At 60.7% G+C, this 23,835-nt stretch carries 20 protein-coding genes and 1 pseudogene; 11 read left to right on the forward strand and 10 right to left on the reverse strand.

Annotated features, from left to right (window positions below; genetic code table 11):
• Positions 1-389 precede the first annotated feature (389 nt).
• On the reverse strand, positions 390-1,424 hold the full coding sequence (locus RYB09_RS17680; protein WP_410478316.1) for a methyl-accepting chemotaxis protein: 1,035 nt from the start codon (positions 1,422-1,424) through the stop codon (positions 390-392).
• A 249-nt stretch (positions 1,425-1,673) separates the two neighbouring features.
• Positions 1,674-1,955 (reverse strand): annotated as a pseudogene (locus RYB09_RS27280) (PAS domain-containing protein); the annotation flags it as partial.
• 249 nt (positions 1,956-2,204) lie between these two features.
• Here RYB09_RS27280 and RYB09_RS17685 point away from each other — a divergent pair.
• A complete protein-coding gene (locus RYB09_RS17685) occupies positions 2,205-2,561 on the forward strand; it encodes a topoisomerase DNA-binding C4 zinc finger domain-containing protein (protein WP_316889545.1) in 357 nt (118 codons plus the stop codon).
• Positions 2,562-2,600: 39 nt separating this feature from the next.
• On the opposite strand, the gene RYB09_RS17690 is transcribed toward RYB09_RS17685, so the two are convergent.
• The 3 genes from RYB09_RS17690 to recQ form a co-directional block, all read right to left on the reverse strand.
• Positions 2,601-4,808, reverse strand: a complete 2,208-nt coding sequence (locus RYB09_RS17690; protein ID WP_316889546.1) for a FimV/HubP family polar landmark protein — start codon at positions 4,806-4,808, stop codon at positions 2,601-2,603.
• 95 nt (positions 4,809-4,903) lie between these two features.
• Entirely contained in the window at positions 4,904-5,338 is a 435-nt protein-coding gene (locus tag RYB09_RS17695; RefSeq protein WP_002552570.1) for a MarR family transcriptional regulator, read from the reverse strand.
• A gap of 93 nt (positions 5,339-5,431) precedes the next feature.
• Positions 5,432-7,561 carry a DNA helicase RecQ gene (gene recQ, locus RYB09_RS17700; protein ID WP_005746239.1) on the reverse strand — a complete coding sequence of 710 codons (2,130 nt, stop codon included), beginning with the start codon at positions 7,559-7,561 and terminating at the stop codon, positions 5,432-5,434.
• A gap of 176 nt (positions 7,562-7,737) precedes the next feature.
• Here recQ and RYB09_RS17705 point away from each other — a divergent pair, with 176 nt between their 5' ends.
• On the forward strand, positions 7,738-8,325 hold the full coding sequence (locus RYB09_RS17705; protein ID WP_002552569.1) for a YecA family protein: 588 nt from the start codon (positions 7,738-7,740) through the stop codon (positions 8,323-8,325).
• Positions 8,326-8,335: 10 nt separating this feature from the next.
• Positions 8,336-8,740 (forward strand): YbaN family protein, encoded by a 405-nt coding sequence (locus tag RYB09_RS17710; protein ID WP_230016640.1) that lies wholly within the window; start codon positions 8,336-8,338, stop codon positions 8,738-8,740.
• 52 nt (positions 8,741-8,792) lie between these two features.
• On the opposite strand, the gene pap is transcribed toward RYB09_RS17710, so the two are convergent.
• Positions 8,793-10,289 carry a polyphosphate:AMP phosphotransferase gene (pap, locus tag RYB09_RS17715; protein ID WP_058400160.1) on the reverse strand — a complete coding sequence of 499 codons (1,497 nt, stop codon included), beginning with the start codon at positions 10,287-10,289 and terminating at the stop codon, positions 8,793-8,795.
• Between the two features lie 163 nt (positions 10,290-10,452).
• On the opposite strand from pap, the gene mnmC reads away from it, so the two are divergent.
• The 4 genes from mnmC to RYB09_RS17735 all read left to right on the forward strand — a co-directional run bounded on the left by mnmC (position 10,453) and on the right by RYB09_RS17735 (position 16,827).
• Positions 10,453-12,435 carry a bifunctional tRNA (5-methylaminomethyl-2-thiouridine)(34)-methyltransferase MnmD/FAD-dependent 5-carboxymethylaminomethyl-2-thiouridine(34) oxidoreductase MnmC gene (gene mnmC, locus RYB09_RS17720; protein ID WP_316889549.1) on the forward strand — a complete coding sequence of 661 codons (1,983 nt, stop codon included), beginning with the start codon at positions 10,453-10,455 and terminating at the stop codon, positions 12,433-12,435.
• A 174-nt stretch (positions 12,436-12,609) separates the two neighbouring features.
• Positions 12,610-13,278, forward strand: coding sequence for an ABC transporter ATP-binding protein (locus RYB09_RS17725; protein ID WP_058400158.1), 669 nt, complete (start codon positions 12,610-12,612; stop codon positions 13,276-13,278).
• Positions 13,278-15,758, forward strand: a complete 2,481-nt coding sequence (locus tag RYB09_RS17730; RefSeq protein WP_316889551.1) for an ABC transporter permease — start codon at positions 13,278-13,280, stop codon at positions 15,756-15,758. The genes RYB09_RS17725 and RYB09_RS17730 overlap by 1 nt, the downstream gene beginning before the upstream one ends.
• Entirely contained in the window at positions 15,748-16,827 is a 1,080-nt protein-coding gene (locus RYB09_RS17735; RefSeq protein ID WP_316889553.1) for a lipocalin-like domain-containing protein, read from the forward strand. Before RYB09_RS17730 ends, RYB09_RS17735 begins: the two co-directional genes overlap by 11 nt.
• Positions 16,828-16,843: 16 nt before the next feature.
• Here the strand turns inward: RYB09_RS17735 and RYB09_RS17740 are convergent, their stop codons facing one another.
• Both RYB09_RS17740 and RYB09_RS17745 read right to left on the reverse strand, forming a co-directional pair.
• Positions 16,844-17,248: a type II toxin-antitoxin system HicB family antitoxin gene (locus RYB09_RS17740; RefSeq protein WP_058400155.1), complete on the reverse strand. Its 405-nt coding sequence runs from the start codon at positions 17,246-17,248 to the stop codon at positions 16,844-16,846.
• 35 nt (positions 17,249-17,283) lie between these two features.
• Positions 17,284-17,466, reverse strand: a complete 183-nt coding sequence (locus RYB09_RS17745; protein WP_003434313.1) for a type II toxin-antitoxin system HicA family toxin — start codon at positions 17,464-17,466, stop codon at positions 17,284-17,286.
• Positions 17,467-17,749: 283 nt separating this feature from the next.
• On the opposite strand from RYB09_RS17745, the gene RYB09_RS17750 reads away from it, so the two are divergent.
• The 4 genes from RYB09_RS17750 to RYB09_RS17765 all read left to right on the forward strand — a co-directional run bounded on the left by RYB09_RS17750 (position 17,750) and on the right by RYB09_RS17765 (position 22,846).
• A complete protein-coding gene (locus RYB09_RS17750; RefSeq protein ID WP_044322414.1) occupies positions 17,750-19,522 on the forward strand; it encodes an N-acetylglutaminylglutamine amidotransferase in 1,773 nt (590 codons plus the stop codon).
• A gap of 3 nt (positions 19,523-19,525) precedes the next feature.
• Positions 19,526-21,274 carry an N-acetylglutaminylglutamine synthetase gene (gene ngg, locus RYB09_RS17755; protein ID WP_054071106.1) on the forward strand — a complete coding sequence of 583 codons (1,749 nt, stop codon included), beginning with the start codon at positions 19,526-19,528 and terminating at the stop codon, positions 21,272-21,274.
• Between the two features lie 80 nt (positions 21,275-21,354).
• The gene (locus RYB09_RS17760; RefSeq protein ID WP_002552559.1) at positions 21,355-22,551 is read left to right on the forward strand and encodes an osmoprotectant NAGGN system M42 family peptidase; all 1,197 of its coding nucleotides are present in this window, start codon (positions 21,355-21,357) and stop codon (positions 22,549-22,551) included.
• A 67-nt stretch (positions 22,552-22,618) separates the two neighbouring features.
• Positions 22,619-22,846, forward strand: a complete 228-nt coding sequence (locus RYB09_RS17765; RefSeq protein ID WP_003314533.1) for a YheU family protein — start codon at positions 22,619-22,621, stop codon at positions 22,844-22,846.
• 47 nt (positions 22,847-22,893) lie between these two features.
• Here RYB09_RS17765 and csrA read toward each other — a convergent pair whose 3' ends face one another.
• Both csrA and RYB09_RS17775 read right to left on the reverse strand, forming a co-directional pair.
• A complete protein-coding gene (gene csrA / locus RYB09_RS17770; RefSeq protein WP_002552557.1) occupies positions 22,894-23,088 on the reverse strand; it encodes a carbon storage regulator CsrA in 195 nt (64 codons plus the stop codon).
• Between the two features lie 170 nt (positions 23,089-23,258).
• Complete coding sequence (locus tag RYB09_RS17775) at positions 23,259-23,591, reverse strand: YnfA family protein (protein ID WP_011168084.1); 333 nt, start codon at positions 23,589-23,591, stop codon at positions 23,259-23,261.
• Between the last annotated feature and the right edge of the window lie 244 nt (positions 23,592-23,835).

Raw genomic sequence — 23,835 nt, forward strand, 5'->3', positions numbered from 1 at the left:
TGAGGTCAGGCTGAGGTCCGGACAGTGGGGTTGTAGTGTGAACGCACCCAGGCGCAATACCCCCAACTCTCGTTACCACGCTCCGCGTGGTAATGCCGTTCTGGACGCTCTGCGTCCTCTTCGGGCTACGCCTTCTGAGGTCAGGCTGGGGTCTGGGTAGCGGGGTTGCTGTGTGAACGCAACCAGGCGCAATACCCCCAATTCTCGTTACCACGCTCCGCGTGGTAATGCCGTTCTGGACGCTCTGCGTCCGATCCAGAGAGCGCGGAACAGCGCAGATAGATTCTGGGGTCTGCGATCAGCGCACATGGCCAAATCCAACCCAGATCATCGTTACCACGCTCCGCGTGGTAATGCCGTTCCGGACGCTCTGCGTCCTCTGCGTATGCTTAGCGACTGAACCGCTCGGCCAGGCTGTGCAGGTACTGCGCCATTTCTTCCAGTTCGCCGCTGATCTGCGAGCCTTGCTGCGCCTGGCTGGCACTCTCGTCGCAGAGTTGCGCGATACGGGTAATCTGCTGGCTGATGTTTTCCGCAACGTGGCTCTGTTCTTCGGATGCCGAGGCCATTTGCTGGCTCATGCCGGTGATGCGGGTCACGGACTGGCTGATGCCGTCCAGGGCCTTCTGCACGGCTTCGACGCTGGCGACGCTTTCCTGGGAGATCTGCTCGCCTTTGTTGGCGGTCTGCACCGCACGGTCGGCACCATCACGCAGCGAGGTGATGATTTGCTGAATCTGCTCGGTCGAGGACTGCGTACGGGAAGCCAGCGAGCGAACCTCGTCGGCCACCACCGCAAAGCCACGCCCCTGCTCACCGGCACGGGCCGCTTCGATGGCTGCGTTAAGCGCCAGCAGGTTGGTTTGTTGAGCGATGGAGGTGATCACATCGACCACGCTGCCGATTGATTGCGTGGCGCTGGCCAGTTCACCCACAGCGTTGCCGATGTCGGTGACCGAGTTGGCCATGTGCCGAATCGCCAACAGGCTTTCATCGGCCAGACCACGCCCCTGCTGCGCCAGTTTGTCGGCTTCCTCGGCGGCGTGGGCGGTGTTCTGTACGTTATGGGTCACTTCCTGAATGGTCGCCGCCATCTGATTGATGGCCGTAGCCGATTGATCCGCCTCACTGCGCTGCTGGTCCAGCGACTCGGCCTGGCGCAGGGACAACTGCGCAGAACGCCCGGCGTGCTGGCGTACGCTCTCGCCGGTATCGGCCAGGCGCGTCAAAGCGGTTTGCAAGCGGGCCTCTTCGCTGAGCATGGCCAGATCGAGTTGCGCCTGCGGGCCACGGTTGTCGCTGTAGGTCAGCGCAACCAAAGAACTGGTGAACGCTTTGGGGTGTTCTTCGAGAGTGCTGCGAATGCTGCGGCGCTGACGCATTTCCAGAAAACCGCCCAGCACCACCATAACAATCGGAATCATGATGATCGAAGGCAGATCGTCCAGCAGGTAGACGCCGACAGCGAGTGCCAGGGCGCAGAGGATCATCGGTAACTGGCGAATCAAGTGATAGGCCGCCGAGCTGGTTACCGACACCGCCGATTTGCCGGCACGCAGCCGTGCATACAATGCTTCTGCACGACGAACCTGATCGCGGGTCGGCAATGAGCGGACGGACTCATAGCCGACTATCCGACCGTTTTCATACACCGCCGTCACGTAGGCGCTGACCCAGTAATAGTCACCCTGTTTGGAGCGATTCTTGACCACGCCCATCCACGGCTTGCCCTGCTTGATGGTTTCCCACATATGGGCGAACACCGAAGCCGGCATATCCGGATGGCGCACAAGGTTATGCGGCTGCCCGACCAGTTCTTCACGGGTAAAACCGCTCAACGCGACGAAGGCGTCGTTGCAGTACGTGATGTGGCTATTGAGGTCGGTGGTGGAGATGAGGCGTTCAGATGCCGGAAAAGTCCGTTCAGTCTGCGTGATAGGCATGTTGACGCGCATTAATAATTCACTCCGTGATAATGCTTGATATGCCGGGCGTGTGTTGAAGGTGTAGCACAACCTTTCAGGGTGGCAACCGGCAGTCCTCGTGCACTGTTATCGCCCACAAAACGCAGGGCTTTAGCGACAGGCGGCAATTGCGCGTGTCGCAGAACAGCAGACGGGCATGATTGCCACGCCGAAGTTTGCGTCCTGACGAGGATGCCTGCACCATGCCGCCCCTGAACGCAACGCGACTCAAGGCACCTTATGGCACGCAACACGACATCTGCTCTGGCGGCATTGATCCGCACGTTTCGCAGGCTACTGCGCAGGGTTGCCGGTCAGACAGCGGATCAGCAAACGCATGCGCAGCCCACCAAACCCGCAGCGCACTCATCGCAACCGCAACCGCAAAAGCCCGTCAAAACCAGCCCAGCCAAACGCCCGGAAAAGCTTCGCGAACCGGCTGCACCCAAGCCGCCAGCAAAGCCCGCAGCGCCTGCGTGTCCGCACTGTAAAAAAACCATGGTGATCAAGGTGGCCCGCACCGGCAAGAATGCCGGTGAGTTTTGGGGCTGTGTGGCGTATCCGAAATGCCGTGGCATTCGACCAATCTTTCGTTAAACGCCAGACCGGTCACGCCTGCTCAGGGAAACAACGGGGTCAGCTGATGCCCGCCAACAGTTCCCGCGCCATGCGCTGATGCTCCTCGTCGGATTCGGCAATGACCTGTTGCAGAATTTCACGAGCCGACTCGAGATCGCCCTCCTCGATCAGCACCTGCGCCTGATTGATCTGGCTAAGCGGTGGTTCTTCAAGGTCCAGCAGGTCGAACTCTGCGTCGTCGCTCATGAAACTGTCGAGAAAGTCATCGCTCAGGTCGTCAGCAGCGGCAGGTGCCACCACTTCGATGGGCTCGATGACATCGGGCTCGGAGAAATCGCTGAGGAACTGCTCATCCGAGAGTTCAAAGACTTCCGGCAGTTGAGTCAGGTCCGAAGAAAAACCAGGGTCGACGTCAGCGGGCGCTGGCGCAGCAGTCGCCGCTGCTGGCTTGATGCGCGGCGGCGGGCTGTCGAACGGATCGACCAGATCCCAGTCGGCATCCATCGACAGGTCATCGAGGTTCAACTGAAACTCGTCCTGCGGATTCAGCGCCGCTGCGGCGGTTTCGTCCAGCTGCGCCGCAGGTTCAGGCTCCAGGTCGGGCTGCAGATAGGCCGCAGATTCTGGCTCGGGCTCGGTTTTCTCGAAAGACAGCGCGGTAGCCGCGACCGCAGCAGCGGGGATGACTGCCGCCAAAGGCGCAACTTCGGCGGCCTTGATTTGTGGAAAGCGGTCGCGGATGTCTTGAATGGTCTGCGGATCAACGCCGTGCTCCAGCGCTGATTGCTCTTCCCGAACAAAACCGCTGCCATCGCCCTGCTCCGCCAGCAATTCCAGCAAGCGGATGCGAATGTCATCACGCTCCGGCTGCTTTTCCAGGGCGCTGCGCAGAATGCCCATCGCCTCGGTGAAACGCCCGTAGGCGATGTAAATGCTGACGCCGTCCAGCGCATCCGGCGTAGAGCCAGCCGAACGCTGCGCTGCCGGTGGCTTGGTTGCTGCCGGGGTGGGTGGCGTCTGCACCGCAGGCTGTGGCGCAACGGCGGGCACTTCGAACACCGGAAGCATGGTCGCCTGAGCAGGCTTGATCAGTTGCTCATCGGGCGCAACAGCAGGCGCTGCGGACTGTTTGCGCTGCTGGCGTCGTTTCGAATAAGCAAACGCCACAAGCAGAAGCACAATCAACACGGCAGCAAGCAGTATCGGCAGGCTCAGGAATGAATCGGTGCCCGGCGTATCGGCAACAGCCGGCTGAACGGGAGTGGCCGGGGTTATTGCAGGTGTAGCAGGCGTGGCAGGTCGGACAGCGGATTGCGCAACGGCAAGATCACTGCGCAACGCGGTGATTTGCTTGTCCTTGCCACTCATCTGCTCTTGCAGTTCTTGAGTCTGGGCTTTGAGCGCCTCCAGCGATTGAACCAGTTGCTGGTTTTCGATGGCCGCCGCCGACAGTTGCTCGGCGGTGCGCTGCAGCTCGGCAGGCTTGGGTGACGACGCCTCCAGGCTGGCGGCAGGCGCAGCGGCACTTGGCAATACAGCGGAATCGGGCAGCAACAAATCCTGGCCAACTTTAAGCGCAGAACCGGCACCCGCCGCGAACGCCTGCGGGTTGAGCAAACGAATGCCGTCTGCCAGCTGGCTTGCCGAAACCTTGTTACCCGGCCCTTGCAAGCGGCTGGCAATGCCATTCAGGGTATCGCCATTGGCAACCGTGTAATGCTTGCCCTGCACGGCGGCCGGTGGCGCGACCGGCATGCGGCTTTCCTGTGCCGAGGCCGTCGAACGTTGCGTATTGCGACTGCGCGTGGCGGCCAGACCTTGCGGTGAGGTGGCAGGATCGAGCAGCAGGGTGTATTCGTGCAGCAAATCGCCATTCGGGCGCGCCAGCTGGACGAGAAAGCTCAGGTAGGGCTCGGTGACCGGTTTGGTGGAAACCACCCGGATCACGCCGCGATCGCCGCGCAGCACTGGGGTGAAGCGCAGGTCGTTGAGAAAGAACACCCGCTCTATGCCCGCCTTGGCAAAAGCCTCGGGCGACGCGAGCCTGGCGACAACGTCTTCGTTGCTCAGACCGCCGGTCTCCAGCAACTGGATCTCGGCATTCAACGGTTGGTTGAGCGCCGAGTGCAAGGTGATTTCACCCAGCCCCAGCGCAGACGCCAGCGTAGAGCAGGCCAGCAATGACGCCGCTATGACGCTCTTGCAAAACACCACGCGCGCCCTGCGACCTGCACCTTCGACAGCAGCCAGTGAACTCTTCAGCATGCGAACCCTTATAGAAACCACAGCAGGCTTCTCACGTAATCAGTTGGACTTCAGTATCCGTTGCACGATTATGGTTGAGAACGCCCGGCTTCGTCTCAGGATCTTTCCAGATTGGCCAGAATCTGCGAGTGCACCCGCATGCTGACGCGCAAATCTTCCTCGCTCACGCCCTCGAACAGCTCGATACGCAGCACATTGGCGATGGTTTCAATCTTTTCAATCAGTGGCAAGGCAGTATCACTGAGCAGGATCTTTTTCGCGCGTCGATCCTCGACCACCGCCTGGCGCTGAACCAGGCCCTGCTTTTCAAGACTGTCGAGCAAACGCGCCAGAGTCGGCCCTTCGACGCCCACGCTTTGCGCAAGCTCGCGCTGGGTCGGCGGTTCGGTGAAACGGGCGAGGTGCAGCAGGACCAGCCAGCGCGCCTGAGACAGGCCAAGATCGGCAAGCCGACGATCCAGTTCGGCGCGCCAGCCCCGGGTGAGATGTCCGAGTTGCATCCCGAAACGGTGTTCATCAGTCAATGGCATAAGGAAACTCATGATTCAAACTAATTATTAGCGAGCTAAGCATGGTCCTTATGTTCAGGCAAGCGCGGGACGGTGACGTTTCGTCGCACGCTGTTATACCTCAAATTCCGATTGCAGCGCCGCTCGCACGCAATACAAAACGCCCTCCGGCACCCGCCCGGCAAATTGCTCGGCAATCGCCGACACCGGTGGCAGTTCTCCTTCGCCATCGAGAAAGGCATCCTGAACCTCGCCCAACAGGTCTTCCGGTAAATCCAGTGCCTGCTCGATGGACAGCTGCTGCTTGCCGATGGCCTCGGCCAACAGGGTGTAGACATTCTTTTCCGAGCACTGCAACTGGCCCGCGATCTGCGTGGGGGTCATACCGGCACGCGCCAGGCTGATCAGCTCGTGGCGTACATCGGCCACCACCCGTGGTGCCTCGGCCTTGCCACTGAGCACTTCAAGAAAAGCCTCGCCGTAACGCTCCAGCTTGCGTGCGCCCACGCCGCCCACCCTGGCCATCTCGGCCATCGATCCAGGTTTGCTGCGCAGCATTTCCAGCAGGGTCGAGTCCGGGAAAATGACGTAAGGCGGCACGGCATGTTCCTCGGCCAGCTTGCGCCGCAAGGCACGCAAGGCTTCCCACTGCTCGCGCTCTTCGCCGCGCACCAGTTGGCTCGCCGGGCTGCCGGAACTGCTCTTTGAAGTGGTTTGTGGCTTGAGGTCGCGGCGCAGTTCCAGAGTAACTTCGCCACGCAGCAAAGGCCGGCACGTGTCGCTCAGGCGCAAGCCGCCATAGCCTTCAAGATCGATGTCTGCCAGCCCGCGCGCCACCAGTTGGCGGAACAGCGAGCGCCACTCGGCCTCGGTGCGTGCCTTGCCGACCCCGAACACCGACAGATGCTGATGGCCGAAGCTTTCTACCTTGTCGTTGGATTTGCCCAGCAGCACATCGACCAGATGACCGACGCCATAACGCTGGCCGGTCCGGTAGATGGCCGACAGCGCCTGACGCGCAGGTTCGGTGGCATCCCAGGTCTGCACGCCATCGACGCAGTTGTCGCAATGGCCGCACGGGTTGGGCATGTCTTCGTCGAAATAGGCCAGCAGGGTCTGCCGACGGCAGCGGGTTTCTTCGCACAGGGCGAGCATGGCGTCGAGCTTGTGCTGCTCCAGACGCTTGTGGCGCTCGTCGCCTTCGGAGTTCTGCAACATCTGCTTGAGCATCAGCACGTCTTGCAGACCGTAGGCCATCCAGGCATCGGCAGGCAGGCCATCACGCCCGGCCCGGCCGGTTTCCTGATAGTAGGCCTCGAGCGATTTGGGCAGGTCCATGTGCGCAACAAAACGCACGTTGGGTTTGTCGATGCCCATGCCGAACGCGATGGTCGCGACCATGATCAGCCCTTCCTCATTAAGGAAGCGTTTCTGGTTGGCAGCACGGGTTTCCGATGGCAGCCCGGCGTGATACGGCAGCGCGGGATAGCCGTTTTCGCTCAGAAAAACGGCCACTTCATCGACTTTCTTGCGCGACAGGCAGTAGACGATACCGGCATCGCTGCGCCGTTCGGAGAGGAACGCCAGCAGCTGTTTGCGCGGCTGTTCCTTGGGCACGATGCGATAGAAGATGTTTGGCCGGTCGAAGCTGGACAGAAAGCGCTCGGCGTTTTGCAGGTGCAGGCGCGTGACGATTTCTTCGCGGGTACGCTTGTCGGCGGTGGCAGTCAGCGCAATGCGCGGCACATCCGGAAACAGCTCGGCCAGTTGCCCCAGTTGCAGGTACTCAGGGCGGAAATCATGACCCCATTGCGATACGCAGTGCGCTTCATCGATGGCAAACAGGGCAATTTGAAGGTTTTGCAGGAATGACAGCATGCGCGGCTGAACCAGGCGCTCCGGGGCGAGGTAGAGCATTTTCACTTCGCCCAGGCGAATGCGGTTAGCCAGTTCGCGCTGTTGCTCGGCACTGAGGGTGGAATTGAGTGCAGCAGCGGACACACCCAGTTCATCCAGCGTGGCAACCTGATCGTCCATCAGCGCGATAAGCGGCGAGACGACCACACAGAGCCCCTCACGCAACAGCCCCGGCACCTGAAAACACAGGGACTTGCCACCACCGGTCGGCATCAGCACCAGTGCATCGCCACCGTTGGCTACACGCTCGATAATGGCACCCTGGCGACCACGAAAGCTGTCGTAACCGAAGATGTCTTTAAGTACGCGTTGTGCCTGCTCAAGCATAAAAACCCCGGAATATCCTGCTGCACTGCAAAACGGGGGAGTATACCCGAGCACTCGAGAGCAATGGATGGCTCGGACATGAGCGGTCGAAATTAACCGCAATTGGCCTGCGCGCTGGCGCCAAGGACGCTCAGGGCCTAGAATCCAGCATCGTTTATTTTCAAGGTAGCGCTTCCATGTCCTTCGCTGAGCAATTAACCCGCCTGCAAGTCTTCCTCGATGCAGATGAACTGCACGAAGAAGCACTGGACTACGTGGCCGCTCATGGCTACCTGACCGCCCTGTCCATCTGTGCCGAAGACGTGCCGGAGCGCGAGTGGATCGACGCGCTGTTCTCCGAGCCGCCGCAGTACAGCAGCGAGGCGCAACAGACAGAAGTCGAAGCCACGCTGATCGCACTCAAGGCACACATTGCCCGCCAGCTGGCGTCGGACGAAGAGTTCGAACTGCCATGTGATCTCGACCTGGGCGACGATCCGGATGATTCGGACCTGCGTGGCTGGTGCATCGGCTTCATGGAAGGCGTGTTCCTGCGTGAAAACGCCTGGTTCGAAAGTGCCGAGGAAGAAGTCAGCGAAATGCTCCTGCCGATCATGGTCGGTTCGGGCCTGTTCGATGAGCAGCCGGAGTTCGCCGACATTGCCCAGGACGCCAACCTGATGGACGACATGATCGTGCAAATCCCCGAAGCACTGACCGCCCTGTACCTGCTCTGCCAGGCTCCGGACGAAAAGCCGGCGATCCTCAAGCCCCGCCACCACTGAGTCTGCGCCTATGGCGCAAGACCCACCGCGCACCAGCCGTCACCGGTCGGTGCGCTATCTGCTGATAGCGGTTGGCTGGTTGAGCGTGGTACTGGGCGTCGTCGGTATTTTCCTGCCGGTGCTGCCCACCACACCCTTTCTCTTGCTGGCCACCGCCTGCTTCGCCCGCAGCTCTCCACGTTTCTACCACTGGCTGGTCAACCACCCGCAGCTCGGCCCGTGGATTCGAGATTACCTTGAAGGCAACGGCATCCCGCTCAAGGGCAAGGTGTACGCAATCGGCCTGATGTGGTTGAGCATCGGCCTGTCGTGCTACCTGATCGCACAGCCCTGGGCACGAGCGTTCATGCTGACCAGCGCGGTGCTGGTGACCATTTACATCATCAGGCAGAAAACGCGCCCGCCTCGCAAATGATGCCCCGCTACGCCCGCCAGTGCCGATGCAGGCAGGCACGCGGTTCAGACGATCACTTCTTCTTGTCTTTACCAAACGCCTTTTCCAGCGCCTCGTTGATAGTGCGTAACACCTTGACCCTCGCCCAGCGCTTGTCGTTGGCCTCGATCAGTGTCCACGGCGCAATTTCGGTGCTGGTGCGATCCACCATGTCGCCCACTGCCTGGCGGTAATCCGGCCATTTCTTGCGGTTGCGCCAGTCGTCTTCGGTGATCTTGTAACGCTTGAACGGGATCTTTTCGCGCTCTTGAAAACGTTCCAGCTGAGTCTGCTGATCGATGGCCAGCCAGAACTTGACCACCACAATGCCTGCGTCCGTGAGTTGCTCTTCGAAGTCATTGATTTCGGCGTAGGCGCGCTTCCAGTCGGACTCGCTGCAAAAGCCCTCGACCCGCTCGACCAACACCCGGCCGTACCACGAGCGGTCAAAAATAGTGAATTTGCCGCGCGCCGGTATCTGCCGCCAGAAACGCCACAAATACGGCTGAGCGCGTTCATCCTGGGTCGGCGCGGCAATCGGTACGATAGCGTACTGACGCGGGTCGAGTGCCGCTGCAACACGGCGTATCGCACCGCCTTTGCCTGCCGCGTCGTTGCCTTCGAACACGGCCACCAGCGCATGGCTTTTCATGCGTTTGTCGCGCATGTTGCCGGACAGGCGCGCCTGCTCGGTGATGAGCTGCTGCTGGTAGTCGTCCTTGCTCAGGTGCAGGCTCAGGTCGAGGCTGTCCAGCAGGGTCAGCTCGTTGTCATGGATTGCCAGCGGGCCGACGGTCAGCGCAGCGGGCTCGGGTTCGACCTTTTTCAGTGCAGCCTGCATGCCTTCCAGCAGCAGGCGGCCAACCGTCAGGCTGCGGTAGTTGGCGTCCACGCCTTCGATCACATGCCAGGGCGCATATTCGCGGCTGGTGCGACGCAACACCCGCTCACCGAAGCGCACGAACTTGTCGTAAGTCTTGGACTGCTGCCAGTCCAGCGGGCTGATGCGCCAGCTGTGCAGCGGATCATCCTTGAGGGTTTTGAGGCGCAGCTTCATCTGCTTCTTGGACAGGTGAAACCAGAATTTGAAGATCAGCGCGCCTTCGTCACAGAGCATCTTTTCCAGGCGCTCGGCACCGCTGATGGCTTGGTCGAGCACCGCGTCCTTGAAACGGCCGTGGACCCTGCCCTGCAACATCTGGCTATACCAGTTACCAAAGAAAATCCCCATGCGCCCCTTGGCAGGCAGTTGTCGCCAGTAACGCCAAGCGGGCGGATGAGCCAATTCTTCGTCGGTCTGCTGATCGAAGGTGCGCACCTCGATCAGGCGCGGGTCCATCCATTCGCTGAGCAGTTTGACGGTCTCGCCCTTGCCTGCGCCCTCTATGCCGTTGATCAGTACGATGATCTGCCGACCGGCCTGCTCGTGCAGGTCTATCTGCGCCTCCAGCAAGGCTTCGCGCAACTCGGGCAAAGCAGCTTCGTAGGTCTCGTCGTCAATGGCATGACCGATTTCAGCGGATTCAAACATGCACAACTCCTGATTGGGGGATGGCTCAGAGAACGCCCGGTGGACAACCCTCAGTGAGCATTCTGACCACCGATTGCGGGCATCGGTCAATCCGCGCAGCAGTGATCGCACTTTTATCCTCTCACACGGCTAAAATGCCCCCACTGCCACCGCTGAGCCTGACATGACCATTACCCGCCAAGCCCGGATAGACTGGGACGAACAAGGCAACCCGCGTTCCCGCGATTTCTCCGATGTCTACTTTTCCACAGAGTCCGGTCTGGACGAGACGCGCCATGTGTTTCTGGTGCAGAACGACCTGCGTCGGCGTTTCAGCGAGCTGCCGGACGACGGCAGGCTGATCATTGGTGAAACCGGCTTTGGCACCGGATTGAATTTCCTCTGTGCCTGGCAGTTGTTCGATGAATGCGCGCCGGCCAATGCGCGCCTGCAGTTCGTCAGCGTCGAGAAATACCCGCTGAGCCGCGCCGACCTGCAGCGTGCCCTGGCGTTGTGGACGGAGCTGTCAACGTTCGCCCGGCAATTGCTCGACCATTACGTAGCCGTGCACGAAGGCTTTCAGCGCCTGATATTCGATAACGGCCGCGTGACCCTGACCCTGCTGATTGGCGATGCGCTGCAGATGCTGCCGCAGTTGGATGGGCAGATTGATGCGTGGTTTCTCGACGGGTTTGCGCCAGCGAAAAACCCGGAAATGTGGACACCCGAACTGTTTGCCGAGCTGGCGCGGCTGTCTGCACCGAACGCCACAATAGGCACGTTTACCAGCACCGGCTGGGTGCGCCGCTCGCTGAACGCAGCAGGCTTCAAAATGAAGCGGGTGCCGGGCATCGGCCATAAATGGGAAGTGCTGCGCGGCACGTTTATCGCCTGGCCAGAGGACGTGGCGCACCCGGCTGCTGCCAAGCCCTGGTTCGCCCGCCCCGCGCCGACTGACGGCGAGCGCAAGGCACTGGTAATCGGTGCTGGGCTGGCAGGCTGCGCCACCGCACAGAGCCTGGCGCAGCGGGGTTGGCAGGTCAGCCTGCTGGAGCGCCACGCCGCACCCGCGCAGGAAGCGTCCGGCAACCCGCAGGGCGTGCTGTACCTGAAGTTATCGGCACATGGCACAGCGCTTTCACAGTTGATCCTCAGCGGTTTTGGCCACACGCGAAGGCTGCTTGAACGCTTGCAGCGCGGAGTCGACTGGGACGCTTGCGGGGTGCTGCAACTGACCTTCGATGACAAGGAAGCGCTGCGTCAGAAACAGCTGGCCGATGCCTTCCCCGAATCTCTCCTGCACCTGCTCGACCAACCAGCGGCCGAGGCGCAAAGCGGCGTTGCGCTGAACAGTGGCGGGCTGTTTTACCCCGAGGGCGGCTGGGTTCATCCGCCTGCGCTGTGTCACGCACAGGCCGCGCACGCCAATATCCGTCTGATCGCTCATCAGCAGGCATTGGAGCTGAGACGCGTCGATGATCAGTGGAAGGTCTGGAGTGACGAACAGTTGATCGACAGTGCTCCGGTCGTGGTGCTGGCCGGGGCAGCTGATATCCAGCAGTTTTCGCAGAGCGCCGACTTACCGCTCAAACGCATCCGCGGGCAGATCACCCGTTTGCCGCAGACTCAGGCCAGCACGGCATTGCGCAGCGTGGTGTGCGCCGAGGGTTATGTGGCTCCGGCGCGTCTAGGCGAACATACGCTCGGGGCCAGTTTCGATTTCAACAGCACCGATCTGACGCCGAACCTGGCCGATCATCTGGACAATCTGGGGCTGTTGCGGGAGATTTCCGAAGACCTCACTTCGCGCCTCGAGACCGCCGATTTGTCGCCCGAGCAATTGCAGGGTCGCGCAGCCTTTCGCTGTACCAGCCCGGATTACCTGCCCATCGTCGGTCCGCTGGCCGACCGCGAGGCGTTCGTACAGGCCTATGCCGCGCTGGGCAAGGACGCACGTCAGGTGCCGGACGTCGCCTGCCCGTGGCTGGACGGCCTGTACGTCAACAGCGGCCATGGTTCCCGCGGGCTTATCACCGCGCCGCTGTGTGGCGAACTGATCGCCGCCTGGCTCGATAACGAACCCCTGCCCTTGCCGCGTAGCGTTGCCGAAGCCTGTCACCCCAATCGGTTTGCCCTGCGCGGGTTGATTCGCGGCGGCGGGAAGTAGCCTTATGATTGTCGTTCGGGAATGCTGGTCGCGACGCTCTGCGTAGCAAAGAGGACGCAGAGCGTCCTGAACGGCATGACGACGCGGAGCGTCGCACGATAGCTGATATCTAGTCGCGACGCGCTTGCGCTCAGGCGCTACTCTTGAGTTTCTGTCAGAACGATTGGGCCGCTCATGCTGCAAGTGCGAAACGTATTCAAGCGCTACACCACGGCACAGGGACAGCTGGATGTCTTGCGTGGTGTCGATCTGCATCTGATACAGGGCGAAAGCCTGGCGTTGATGGGCGAATCCGGCAGTGGCAAAAGCACCTTGCTGCATCTGGTCGCGGGCCTTGATCAGGTCGATGACGGCAGCATCGAGGTTGCCGGCCAACGCCTGGACTTGATGAACGAAAGCCAGCTGGCGAACTGGCGGCGGACCGAAATCGGCCTGGTGTTTCAGCAGTTCAACCTGATCGGCAGCCTGAAAATCGCTGACAATCTGGCGTTCCAGGCACGACTGGCCGGGCGATTCGATGCGCTCTGGCAGACGCACTTGATCGAGCGTCTGGGTCTGGGCACGCTGCTGAATCGCTATCCCGAACAGCTCTCCGGCGGACAGCAGCAACGAGTGGCGATAGGCCGCGCCCTCGCTTCTCGACCCGGCCTGCTGCTGGCTGACGAGCCCACCGGCAATCTCGACGAGACCACCAGCGACGAAGTGCTGCAACTGCTGCTGGATGTGCTCGCCGACAGCCCTACCAGCCTGTTGATGGTCACCCACAGCCCGCGGGTCGCTGACCGACTGGGGCGCAAAGTGGTACTGCATCTCGGACGTCTGGCTGTCGAAGGCGAGCGCTGATGCGGGTTTTCTATTGGACCCTGCGCGCCCTGCTGAGCCATTGGCGTCGTCATCCGGTGCAGTTTTTCAGTGTGCTGACCGGCTTGTGGCTGGCCACCGCGCTGCTTACCGGTGTGCAGGCGCTCAACAGCCAGGCGCGGGAAAGCTATCAGCGTGCCAGCCAGTTGATTGGCGGCGAGCCGCAGACCCATATTACGGCCAGCAGCGGCGGGCTGTTCCCGCAGGCATTGTTTATCGAGTTGCGCCGCGAAGGCTGGCCCGTATCGCCCATGCTGCAAGGCCGTATCGTGCTTCAAGGGCGCGAAGACCGTCGCCTGCAACTGATGGGTATCGAGCCGGTGACTTTGCCGACCGGCTCGCCACTGGCCGGGCAGACGCTGAACGCCGAACAGGTCGTGGACTTCCTCACGCCGCCGGGCATGACCTGGATTGCGCCGCAGACCCTGCAAGCGCTGGGGCTCGAAGAAGGCCAGCAGCCGTTGACCGAAACCGGTGTTCCGCTGCCCCCCTTGCACGCCAAACCCGACATGGCGCCCGGCGTTTTACTGACTGACATAGGCTTTGCGCAACCGTTGCTGGGCCAGCCGGGGCAATTGTCCGGAATGCTGCTGGCCAAGGATTTTGCCCGGCAGAACCCTGCGCTACCGGCAGCCCTGAATGACCTGCTGGTGATCAAGAAAAGCGGCGAAGAAAACAATCTGGAGCGCCTCACCGAAAGCTTCCACCTGAATCTGAATGCGCTCGGGGTGCTGTCCTTTATCGTCGGCCTGTTTATTGTCCACGCGGCCATTGGCCTGGCCCTTGAACAGCGTCGTGGCCTGCTGCGCAACCTGCGTGCCTGTGGCGTCAGCGCACGCCTGTTGATAGCTGCGCTGGGCGTAGAGTTGGGCGCACTGGCTCTGTTGGGCGGTATTTTCGGCGTGGTCAGCGGCTATCTGCTGGCCAGCCTGTTATTGCCGGATGTCGCGGCCAGTCTGCGCGGCTTGTACGGCGCGGAAGTCGCCGGCCAGTTGAACCTCAGTCTGTGGTGGTGGCTGAGCGGTATCGGCCTGAGTCTGCTTGGCGCGTTGCTGGCCGGTGCCAATAGCCTGTTGCGGGCTGCGCGCCTGCCGTTGTTGGCACTGGCCGATGCCCAGGCATGGCAGCAAGCGCATGCGCGATGGTTGCAGCGCCAGGCGTGGGTGGCGGTGCTGGGCGCGTTGGTGGCCGTGAGCGCGCTGTTATTCGGCACCAGTCTGATGCTGGGGTTTGTGATGATGTCCGCCCTGCTGCTCAGTGCCGCGCTGGCCCTGCCGGTTTTACTGGACGCCATGCTTGGCGGTCTGTTGAAGCGCAGTCGCTCGGTGCTTGGGCAATGGTTTCTGGCGGATTGCCGTCAACAGTTGCCCGCCCTGAGTCTGGCGCTGATGGCCCTGCTGCTGGCGATGGCCGCGAACATCGGCGCAGGCAGCATGACGTCGGGTTTTCGTCAGACGTTCAACAGTTGGCTGGAGCAACGCCTGACCGCCGAACTGTATGTCAGCCCGCAGAATCCGGAGCAGGCCGAGCCGCTGAACACCTGGCTGAGCCGGCAACAGGATATCGGCGCCGTGCTGCCCAACTGGCAAGTGCCGGTGCAAGTCCAGGGCTGGCCAGCGGACCTGTTTGGCGTGATCGATCACGACACCTATCGCCAGCACTGGGCGTTGCTGGAATCCGTCGCCGGTGATCCGTGGAATCTGTTGCGCGATGAAGACACAGTCATGCTCAGCGAACAATTGGCCCGCCGCCTTCAACTGGGGCTGGAAGATACGCTGAGTATCCCGGTACCCACTGGCAAGTGGACCCCGCGCATCGTCGGGATCTATGCCGACTATGGCAACCCCAAGGGCCATCTGCTGGTCAACTCCCGGCACCTGCTCGCTCACTGGCCGCAATCGATGCCGGTGCGTTTCAACCTGAGAGTCGATCAGGCGGCAATCCCCTCACTGGTCACCCGGCTGCAAGAGCGTTTCAAGCTGGACGATAATCACATCATCGATCAGAGCCAGCTCAAGGGCTGGTCGAGCCAGGTCTTTGAACGTACATTTGCCGCCACTGCCGCACTCAACAGCCTGACACTGGGCGTGGCTGGCGTGGCGCTGTTCATCAGCCTGCTGACTCAAAGCCAGAGCCGCCTGGGGCAGCTCGCCCCATTGTGGGCGCTGGGTGTCACGCGACGGCAACTGATGCTGCTCAACCTGGGACAGACCTGGCTGCTGGCGGTCCTGACACTGGTGCTCGCGCTACCACTGGGGCTGTTACTGGCCTGGTGCCTGGATGCGGTGATCAACGTTCGCGCCTTTGGCTGGCGCCTGCCGCTGCAGGTGTTCCCGCTGCAACTTATGCACTTGATGGCACTGGCGATGCTGGCGACTTTGCTGGCCTCGGCCTGGCCGCTGCTGAAGTTGTATCGCAGCCGTCCAGCGGATCTAATCAGGACATTCGCCAATGAACAATAAATGGCTGATGCCGCTGGTCGTCGCAATGCTGCTCACCGCCTGCGACGACAAACCGCAACCTGAAAGCGGTTTCGCCGGTCTGGGCAATACGGCCGACAGCTATGCGCAGGTGACACCCGGCAAGGTCTTTTCATTCCCGCAGGACCACGGCCAGCACCCCGGCTTTCGTATCGAGTGGTGGTACATCACCGCCACCCTCAAGGACGACGCGGGCCAGCAGTTCGGCGTGCAGTGGACGTTGTTTCGCAATGCCCTGCGACCCGGCCAACAGACCGGCAGCGGGTGGAATGACGGCACGATCTGGCTGGGCCATGCAGCAGCCACATCGAGCAGCGGCCATTACGTGGCAGAGCGTTACGCACGGGGTGGAGTCGACCAGGCAAACGTGACGTCGGTGCCCTTCTCGGCGTGGATCGACGATTGGGCATTCACCAGCACTGCTCAAACCGGAGACCCGCTCGCATCGATGCAACTCAAGGCAAGCGGCAAGGACTTCCGCTACAACCTGCACCTGACCTCCAGTAAGCCGCTGGTGTTGCAGGGCGAACAAGGCTACAGCCAGAAATCGGAAGCGGGCCAGGCGTCGTACTACTACAGCCAGCCATTCTTCGACGCCAAAGGCAGCGTAGTAATTGAAGGAAAAACCTATCAGGTCACCGGTAATGCCTGGCTGGACCGGGAGTGGAGCAGCCAGCCACTGACCGCCAATCAGAGCGGCTGGGACTGGTTCTCGCTGCAACTGGCAGGCGGCGACCGCTTGATGCTTTACCGCATCCGCCACAAGGAAAGTACACCCTACCTGACCGGCAACTGGATCAGCGCCGATGGCACCACCCGGATGCTGCACGCCAATGAGATCAGCCTGGAGCCACTGAAAGAAACATTGATCGGCGAGCATAAAGTGCCCACCCGCTGGAGAGTCAGGGTCCCCGGCAAAAACCTGGACATCACCACCGATGCGCTGAACCCGGCCGCCTGGATGGGCGTGAGCATTCCCTACTGGGAGGGGCCGGTGAGGTTCAGCGGGAGTCAGGAAGGCGTGGGGTATCTGGAGATGACCGGGTATTGAGCACTCCGATTAGCCGTCATGCCCGGCCCAGTTTTTCCAGCGCCGCGTCGGCCAGGAAGGTGGAACGACTCTTGATGCTGTGATCCCGTACATAGCGATCGATCTGCTTGATCACGAAACCAGGCAGTGTGACGTTGACCTTCTCCGTCTTACCAAGATAAGGCGTTACGTCAATCTCGATCATGCCCCAGCCCATTCCGGCGAAATCGGCATTCCTGGCGTGCTGAGCAACAGTGCCGGCCTTGGGTATGGTTCCACCGCCAGCTGCTATTTCCTGAAGCATGATATGAGCAATCTCCACCGCCGCGGCGTGGGCTTCCTCGAACGTATCGCCTGCGGTTACGGCACCTGGGATATCGGGAATCTGGATACCAAACGCCGTGGTTTCGCTTCCCCATTCTATGCACATTGGATATTTCATTTTTTTCTCCAAAAGGGTATCAGGGCAAAACTGGACTAAACCAGCCCGGCAAGCTTTTTGATGGCCCGCACCGTTCCGAATGGCAAGTCTTTCTTGGGATGCGGCACGGGGACTGTCTGAAGTTTTTCAGGATGCTTGAACATATGGTGACTGCCTGAAACACGATCCAGAATCCATCCATCTGCTTCAAGCTCCTTTATCAATTGCCTGCTCTGCACCCCCACCTCCAGTCATTCGACTTAAAAAATATAACCCTGGGCGCATGTTAAGACAATACAAAAAAGGCACCCAGAGTTATCTTTTTTATTCCTTCACAACTTATTTCGCTAAGACTAGCCTGTGGTTGCCTGGCTCGACGAGGGAGCCAGCCAATGCAGCCAAACCCGCTGAAAACAAACTCTTATAACTTTTTGATCTAAAACTACCATGCCCTCACTGGGTCAGTTTCTGGGTGACTGCACTTTCTCAGTCACCTCCCCAACGGAAACCCGGTAAGGACTTATGTGCGGATTAGCAGGTGAACTTCGTTTTGACCATCAACCAGCGGACCTGGCCGCTGTTGAACGCATTACCCATGAGCTGGCGCCTCGCGGCCCGGATGCGTGGGGGTTTCACAGCCAGGGGCCGGTTGCCCTTGGTCATCGCCGTCTGAAAATCATGGACCTGTCGGATGGCTCGGCGCAGCCGATGATCGACAGTCATCTGGGCTTGTCCATGGCCTTCAACGGTGCGATTTACAACTTCCCGGAATTGCGTGCCGAGTTGGAAAGCCTTGGCTATCAGTTCCATTCCGGTGGCGACACCGAGGTGTTGCTCAAGGGCTATCACGCCTGGGGCGCAGACATGCTGCCCAAGCTCAATGGCATGTTCGCCTTCGCCATCTGGGAGCGTGACAGCAAGCAGCTGTTCATCGCCCGTGACCGCCTCGGCGTAAAGCCGTTGTACCTGTCGAAAACCGACAAGCGCCTGCGCTTCGCGTCTTCGCTGCCTGCCCTGCTCAAGGGTGGTGATATCAGCGGAATGCTTGATCCAGTGGCGCTCAACCATTACCTCAACTTCCACGCTGTGGTGCCTGCACCGCGCACGCTGTTGGCGGGCGTCGAGAAGTTGCCGCCAGCCAGCTGGATGCGCATCGACGCCAGCGGCAAGGTCGAGCAGAAAGTCTGGTGGACCCTGCCTTACGGTCCTCATGAAGACGAGAAAAACCTCACGCTCGAAGACTGGCGCGACCGCGTACTGGACAGTACACGTGAAGCGGTGGCGATCCGTCAGCGCGCTGCGGTGGATGTCGGCGTGCTGCTTTCCGGCGGTGTCGACTCCAGCATGCTGGTCGGCCTGTTGCGGGAAGTGGGGGTCGAAGACCTGTCGACCTTCTCTATCGGCTTTCAGGATGCCGGTGGCGAGCGTGGCGACGAATTTCAGTATTCCGACCTGATCGCCAAGCATTACGGCACACGCCATCACCAGCTGCGTATTCAGGAAAGCGAGATCATCGAGCAGTTGCCTGCGGCGTTCCGCGCCATGAGCGAGCCGATGGTCAGCCACGATTGCATCGCCTTCTACCTGCTGTCGCGTGAAGTGTCCAAGCATTGCAAGGTGGTACAGAGCGGCCAGGGCGCTGACGAACTGTTCGCCGGTTACCACTGGTACCCGCAAGTGGACGGCGCGAGCGACCCGGTTGCAGCCTACCGCGATGCGTTTGTCGACCGCAGCTACGCCGAATACGCCGAGACGGTGCAGCCGAAGTGGCGCACAGCCAACGACGCAGCCGGTGATTTCGTTCGCGATCACTTTGCCCAGCCCGGTGCCAGCGCCGCGGTCGACAAGGCCTTGCGCCTGGACAGTACGGTGATGCTGGTCGATGACCCGGTCAAGCGTGTCGACAACATGACCATGGCCTGGGGCCTGGAAGCGCGTACGCCGTTCCTTGACTACCGTCTGGTCGAACTGTCGGCTCGCATCCCGGGGAAATTCAAGCTGCCCGACGGTGGCAAGCAGGTGCTGAAAGAAGCTGCGCGTCTGGTCATTCCTTCGGAAGTGATCGACCGCAAAAAGGGTTACTTCCCGGTTCCCGGCCTCAAGCACCTGCAGGGCGACACCCTTAATTGGGTGCGCGAACTGCTGACCGACTCCAGTCAGGACCGCGGCCTGTTCAACCCTGCCATGGTCGACAAGCTGCTGACCAACCCCGAGGGCCAGCTCACGCCATTGCGCGGCTCCAAGCTGTGGCAACTGGCAGCGCTGAACCTGTGGCTCAGCGAACAGGGACTGTGATCGATGAAACAGAACGCGACGACTTATAGCCAGCGCCTGTTGCGCGGCCAGTCGCCCTCGTACGAACGTCTGCAGGCACGACTCGCTGAAGACGGCAGCCAGATAGATGCAGACCCTCTGGCGCTGCATTGTGGCTGGGGACGCTTGCTGATCGGTCACACCTACCCTGATCCGGCCGCGCTGGCTCAGGACCTGCTCAACGAAAAACCCGGCGAGCGCGACATCGCCCTGTACGTGGCTGCGCCGCAGCAGGTATTGGCGCAATCGCCGCAGCAGCTTTTTCTCGACCCGTCGGACACGTTGCGTCTATGGTTCAGCGATTACCGCCCCGCGCACCGTGTGTTTCGCGGCTACCGCATCCGCCGTGCGCACAATGAAAACGACTGGCAGGCCATCAACAACCTGTATCTGGCGCGCGGCATGTTGCCCATCGACCCCGAGCTGCTGACCCCGCGCCATGAAGGTGGCCCGGTGTATTGGGTGGCCGAAGATGAGGGCAGCAACACGATCATCGGCAGCGTCATGGGCCTTGATCATCAGAAAGCCTTCAATGACCCGGAAAAAGGCAGCAGCCTCTGGTGCCTGGCGGTTGACCCGCAATGCACACGCCCCGGCGTGGGTGAAGTGCTGGTGCGGCATTTGATCGAGCACTTCATGAGCCGCGGTCTGAGCTACCTCGACCTGTCGGTGCTGCATGACAACGATCAGGCCAAGGCGCTGTACGCCAAGCTGAATTTCCGCAACCTGCCGACCTTCGCCATCAAGCGCAAGAACGGCATCAACGAGTCGTTATTTCTTGGCCCTGGCCCGCAGGCGGACTTCAATCCATATGCGCGAATCATCGTCGAGGAAGCCCATCGTCGTGGTATTGACGTGCAGGTGGATGACGCCGATGCCGGCCTGTTTACCCTCAGCTACGGCGGTCGCCGTATCCGCTGTCGTGAGTCGTTGAGCGATCTGACCAGCGCAGTGAGCATGACCCTGTGTCAGGACAAGAGCCTGACCCATCGTGCGTTGAAGGCTGCCGGTCTGCGCTTGCCCGCGCAGCAACGGGCAGGCAGTGCAGACGACAATCTGGCGTTTCTTGAAGAGCACGGGCAAATCGTGGTCAAGCCGCTGGATGGCGAGCAAGGCCAGGGCGTTGCCGTCGATCTACGCACCATTGAAGACGTTCAGAGCGCTATCGAGCAGGCCCGTCAGTTCGACACGCGCGTCATTCTGGAAAGCTTTCATGAAGGCCTCGATCTGCGCATCGTGGTGATCGGCTTTCAGGTGGTGGCTGCAGCGATCCGTCGTCCGGCTGAGGTCATTGGTGATGGCCGCCATACCATCAAACAGTTGATCGAGGCCCAGAGCCGTCGCCGCGCCGCCGCGACCGATGGCGAAAGCCGCATTCCGATGGACCAGGAGACCGAGCGCACAGTGCGCGAGGCCGGCTTTGACTATGCCGATATCCTGCCAATGGATCAGCGTCTGGCCGTGCGCCGCGCTGCAAACCTGCACACCGGAGGCTGCCTGGAAGATGTCACGGCCATTCTGCACCCTGTGCTCAGCGATGCAGCAGTACGTGCAGCGCGGGCGCTGGACATCCCCGTCGTCGGCCTGGACCTGATGGTGCCGGCCGCCGATCAGCCCGAGTACGTGTTCATCGAAGCCAATGAACGCGTGGGCCTTGCCAACCACGAACCGCAACCCACCGCCGAACGTTTCGTCGATCTGTTGTTTCCGCACAGCCTGCCTGTGCATATCTGATCGCAGTTGCGGACACAGGCTGCAAAAGGGCTATCAGCCCTTGCAGCCTGTGGCTTGCAACTGTTCCATAAGGAGCATCCATGACCCCTGCAAATATCCCCGATCCGGATCTGAAATACCTGCAGAAAGTTCTGTTGGAAATGCTCGCGATTCCAAGTCCGACCGGTTTTACCGACACTATCGTGCGTTACGTGGCCGAGCGTCTTGAAGAACTGGGCATCCCGTTCGAGCTGACCCGCCGCGGCACGATCCGCGCCACGCTCAAGGGCAAGCAGAACAGCCCTGACCGTGCAGTATCAGCGCACCTGGACACCATCGGTGCCAGTGTTCGGGAAGTCAAAGACAATGGCCGCCTGGCGCTGGCGGCAGTCGGTTGCTGGTCAAGCCGGTTTGCCGAGGGCAGCCGTGTCAGTGTATTCACCGACACGGGCGTGATTCGTGGCAGCGTTCTGCCGTTGATGGCGTCCGGTCATGCGTTCAATACCGCCGTGGACGAGATGCCGATCAGTTGGGATCACGTCGAGCTGCGTCTGGACGCCTACTGCACTACACGTGCCGACTGCGAATCGCTGGGCATCGGTATCGGCGACTTTGTGGCGTTCGACCCGCTGCCGGAGTTCACCGAAAGCGGCCACATCAGTGCACGCCATCTGGATGACAAGGCCGGTGTCGCGGCGCTGCTTGCGGCGCTGAAATCCATTGTAGACAGCGGTGCAGAGCCGTTGATCGATTGCCACCCGTTGTTCACCATCACCGAAGAAACCGGTACGGGCGCAGCGGGCGTACTGCCTTGGGACGTGAGCGAGTTCGTCGGTATCGACATCGCGCCGGTTGCACCGGGCCAGCACTCCAGCGAGCACGCGGTGAGCGTGGCGATGCAGGACTCGGGCGGTCCGTACGACTACCATCTGTCCCGCCACTTGCTGCGTCTGGGCGTAGAGAACGAACTGCCGGTACGCCGTGACCTGTTTCGCTATTACTACAGCGATGCGCATTCAGCAGTGACGTCGGGGCACGACATCCGCACGGCCCTGCTGGCCTTCGGCTGCGACGCGACTCACGGTTATGAGCGCACGCACATCGATAGCCTGGCAGCGCTGAGCAAGCTGCTGGGTGCTTACATATTGAGCCCACCTGTGTTCGCCAGCGATGCCAAACCGGCCCAGAGTTCACTGGAGCGGTTCAGCCATCAGATCGAACATGATGCGCAGATGGAATCCGACACCCGTGTGCCACCGGTCGACAGCCTGATCGGGCAGAATCGCGAGGAAAGTTGAGGGCCTGTGAATTGCGGTGCCTGGCACCGCAGTTCTATCATCGCTGCTCATCGACACGAGAACCGCCATGCTGATCCCCTACGACCAACTGGAACCCGACACCCTCACCCGCCTGATCGAGGATTTCGTCACGCGTGAGGGCACTGACAATGGCGACGAGACGCCCCTGCAAACGCGTGTACTGCGCGTGCGTCATGCATTGACCAAGGGGCAGGCAGTGATCTTTTTCGATCTCGAGAGCCAGCAATGTCAGTTGATGCTCAAGCACGATGTGCCCAAGGAGTTTTTTGAATAACCTTGAGCGGGCCTGAATCGGGTTTTCAATAAAGCGAACAATGTCGGCTATTGAAGTGGCGTTGTCGCTTGTTGCGAAAGTTTGTTGGCGATGCGCTTGTAGACCTCGGCTCGGTGAACCTTGATGTCTTTCGGGGCGTTGATCCCGAGCCTCACCTGATTGCCGTTGATACCCAGAATCTGCACGGTGATGTCATCACCGATTGAAAACGTTTCACCAATTTCCCGCGTCAGTACCAGCATTTTTCCCACCCTTCTCGTTGCGCAAAAAGGCAGGGTGCATCGCGAAACCGAGCGCTTCAATGCGCTGATGGCAAATCAGTAACGCCCTTCAAGCGCATCGGAAAAGACTGAAGGAAGGGTCTTACTTTCTAGCTGGATCTGTAGGAAATATCGTTGGCAGCTGCAGTTTTTCATGCAGCAGACCAGCGCGGCCCCAGCAGGATGATGGTGGCGCCGATCACGCAGAAAGCCAGCCCCAGCCAGTCCGTGCCCAGCGGCCTGACCCGCTCGACCAGCCCCAGCCAGGCAATCGACGCTACGATGTAAATCCCGCCATACGCCGCATAGGCTCGGCCTGCATAGGCCGCTTCCACACGTGTCAGCAACAGCGCGAACAGTGTCAGGCTGATGAGTGCCGGAATGACCCACAGCGCGCTTTTGCCTTGGCGCAGCCATAGCCAGAAGGCATAGCAGCCAAATATCTCGAACAGGGCTGCGAGAAAGAACCACAGGTAATTGAGCACGATGGACTCGCTGAAAGGGGCTTAAAAGAGGGGCGTAACCCTATCAGAAAACAGCGCGGTCATGACCTTGATGACCTTGAACACGTCGCTCAAGAGGACGCAGAGCGTCCAGAACGGCATGCGACGCGGAGCGTCGCACGATAGTCATAGTTGAGGTTATCGTTCCCCACGCTCTGGTATGACCCCCGAAGGTTGGACAATTATCCACCTACGCTGCCTTGGCGGCCTGCATTCTGTATTCCAC

The organism is Pseudomonas syringae group sp. J254-4 (assembly GCF_032586855.1).
Taxonomy (GTDB): Bacteria; Pseudomonadota; Gammaproteobacteria; order Pseudomonadales; family Pseudomonadaceae; genus Aquipseudomonas; species Aquipseudomonas amygdali.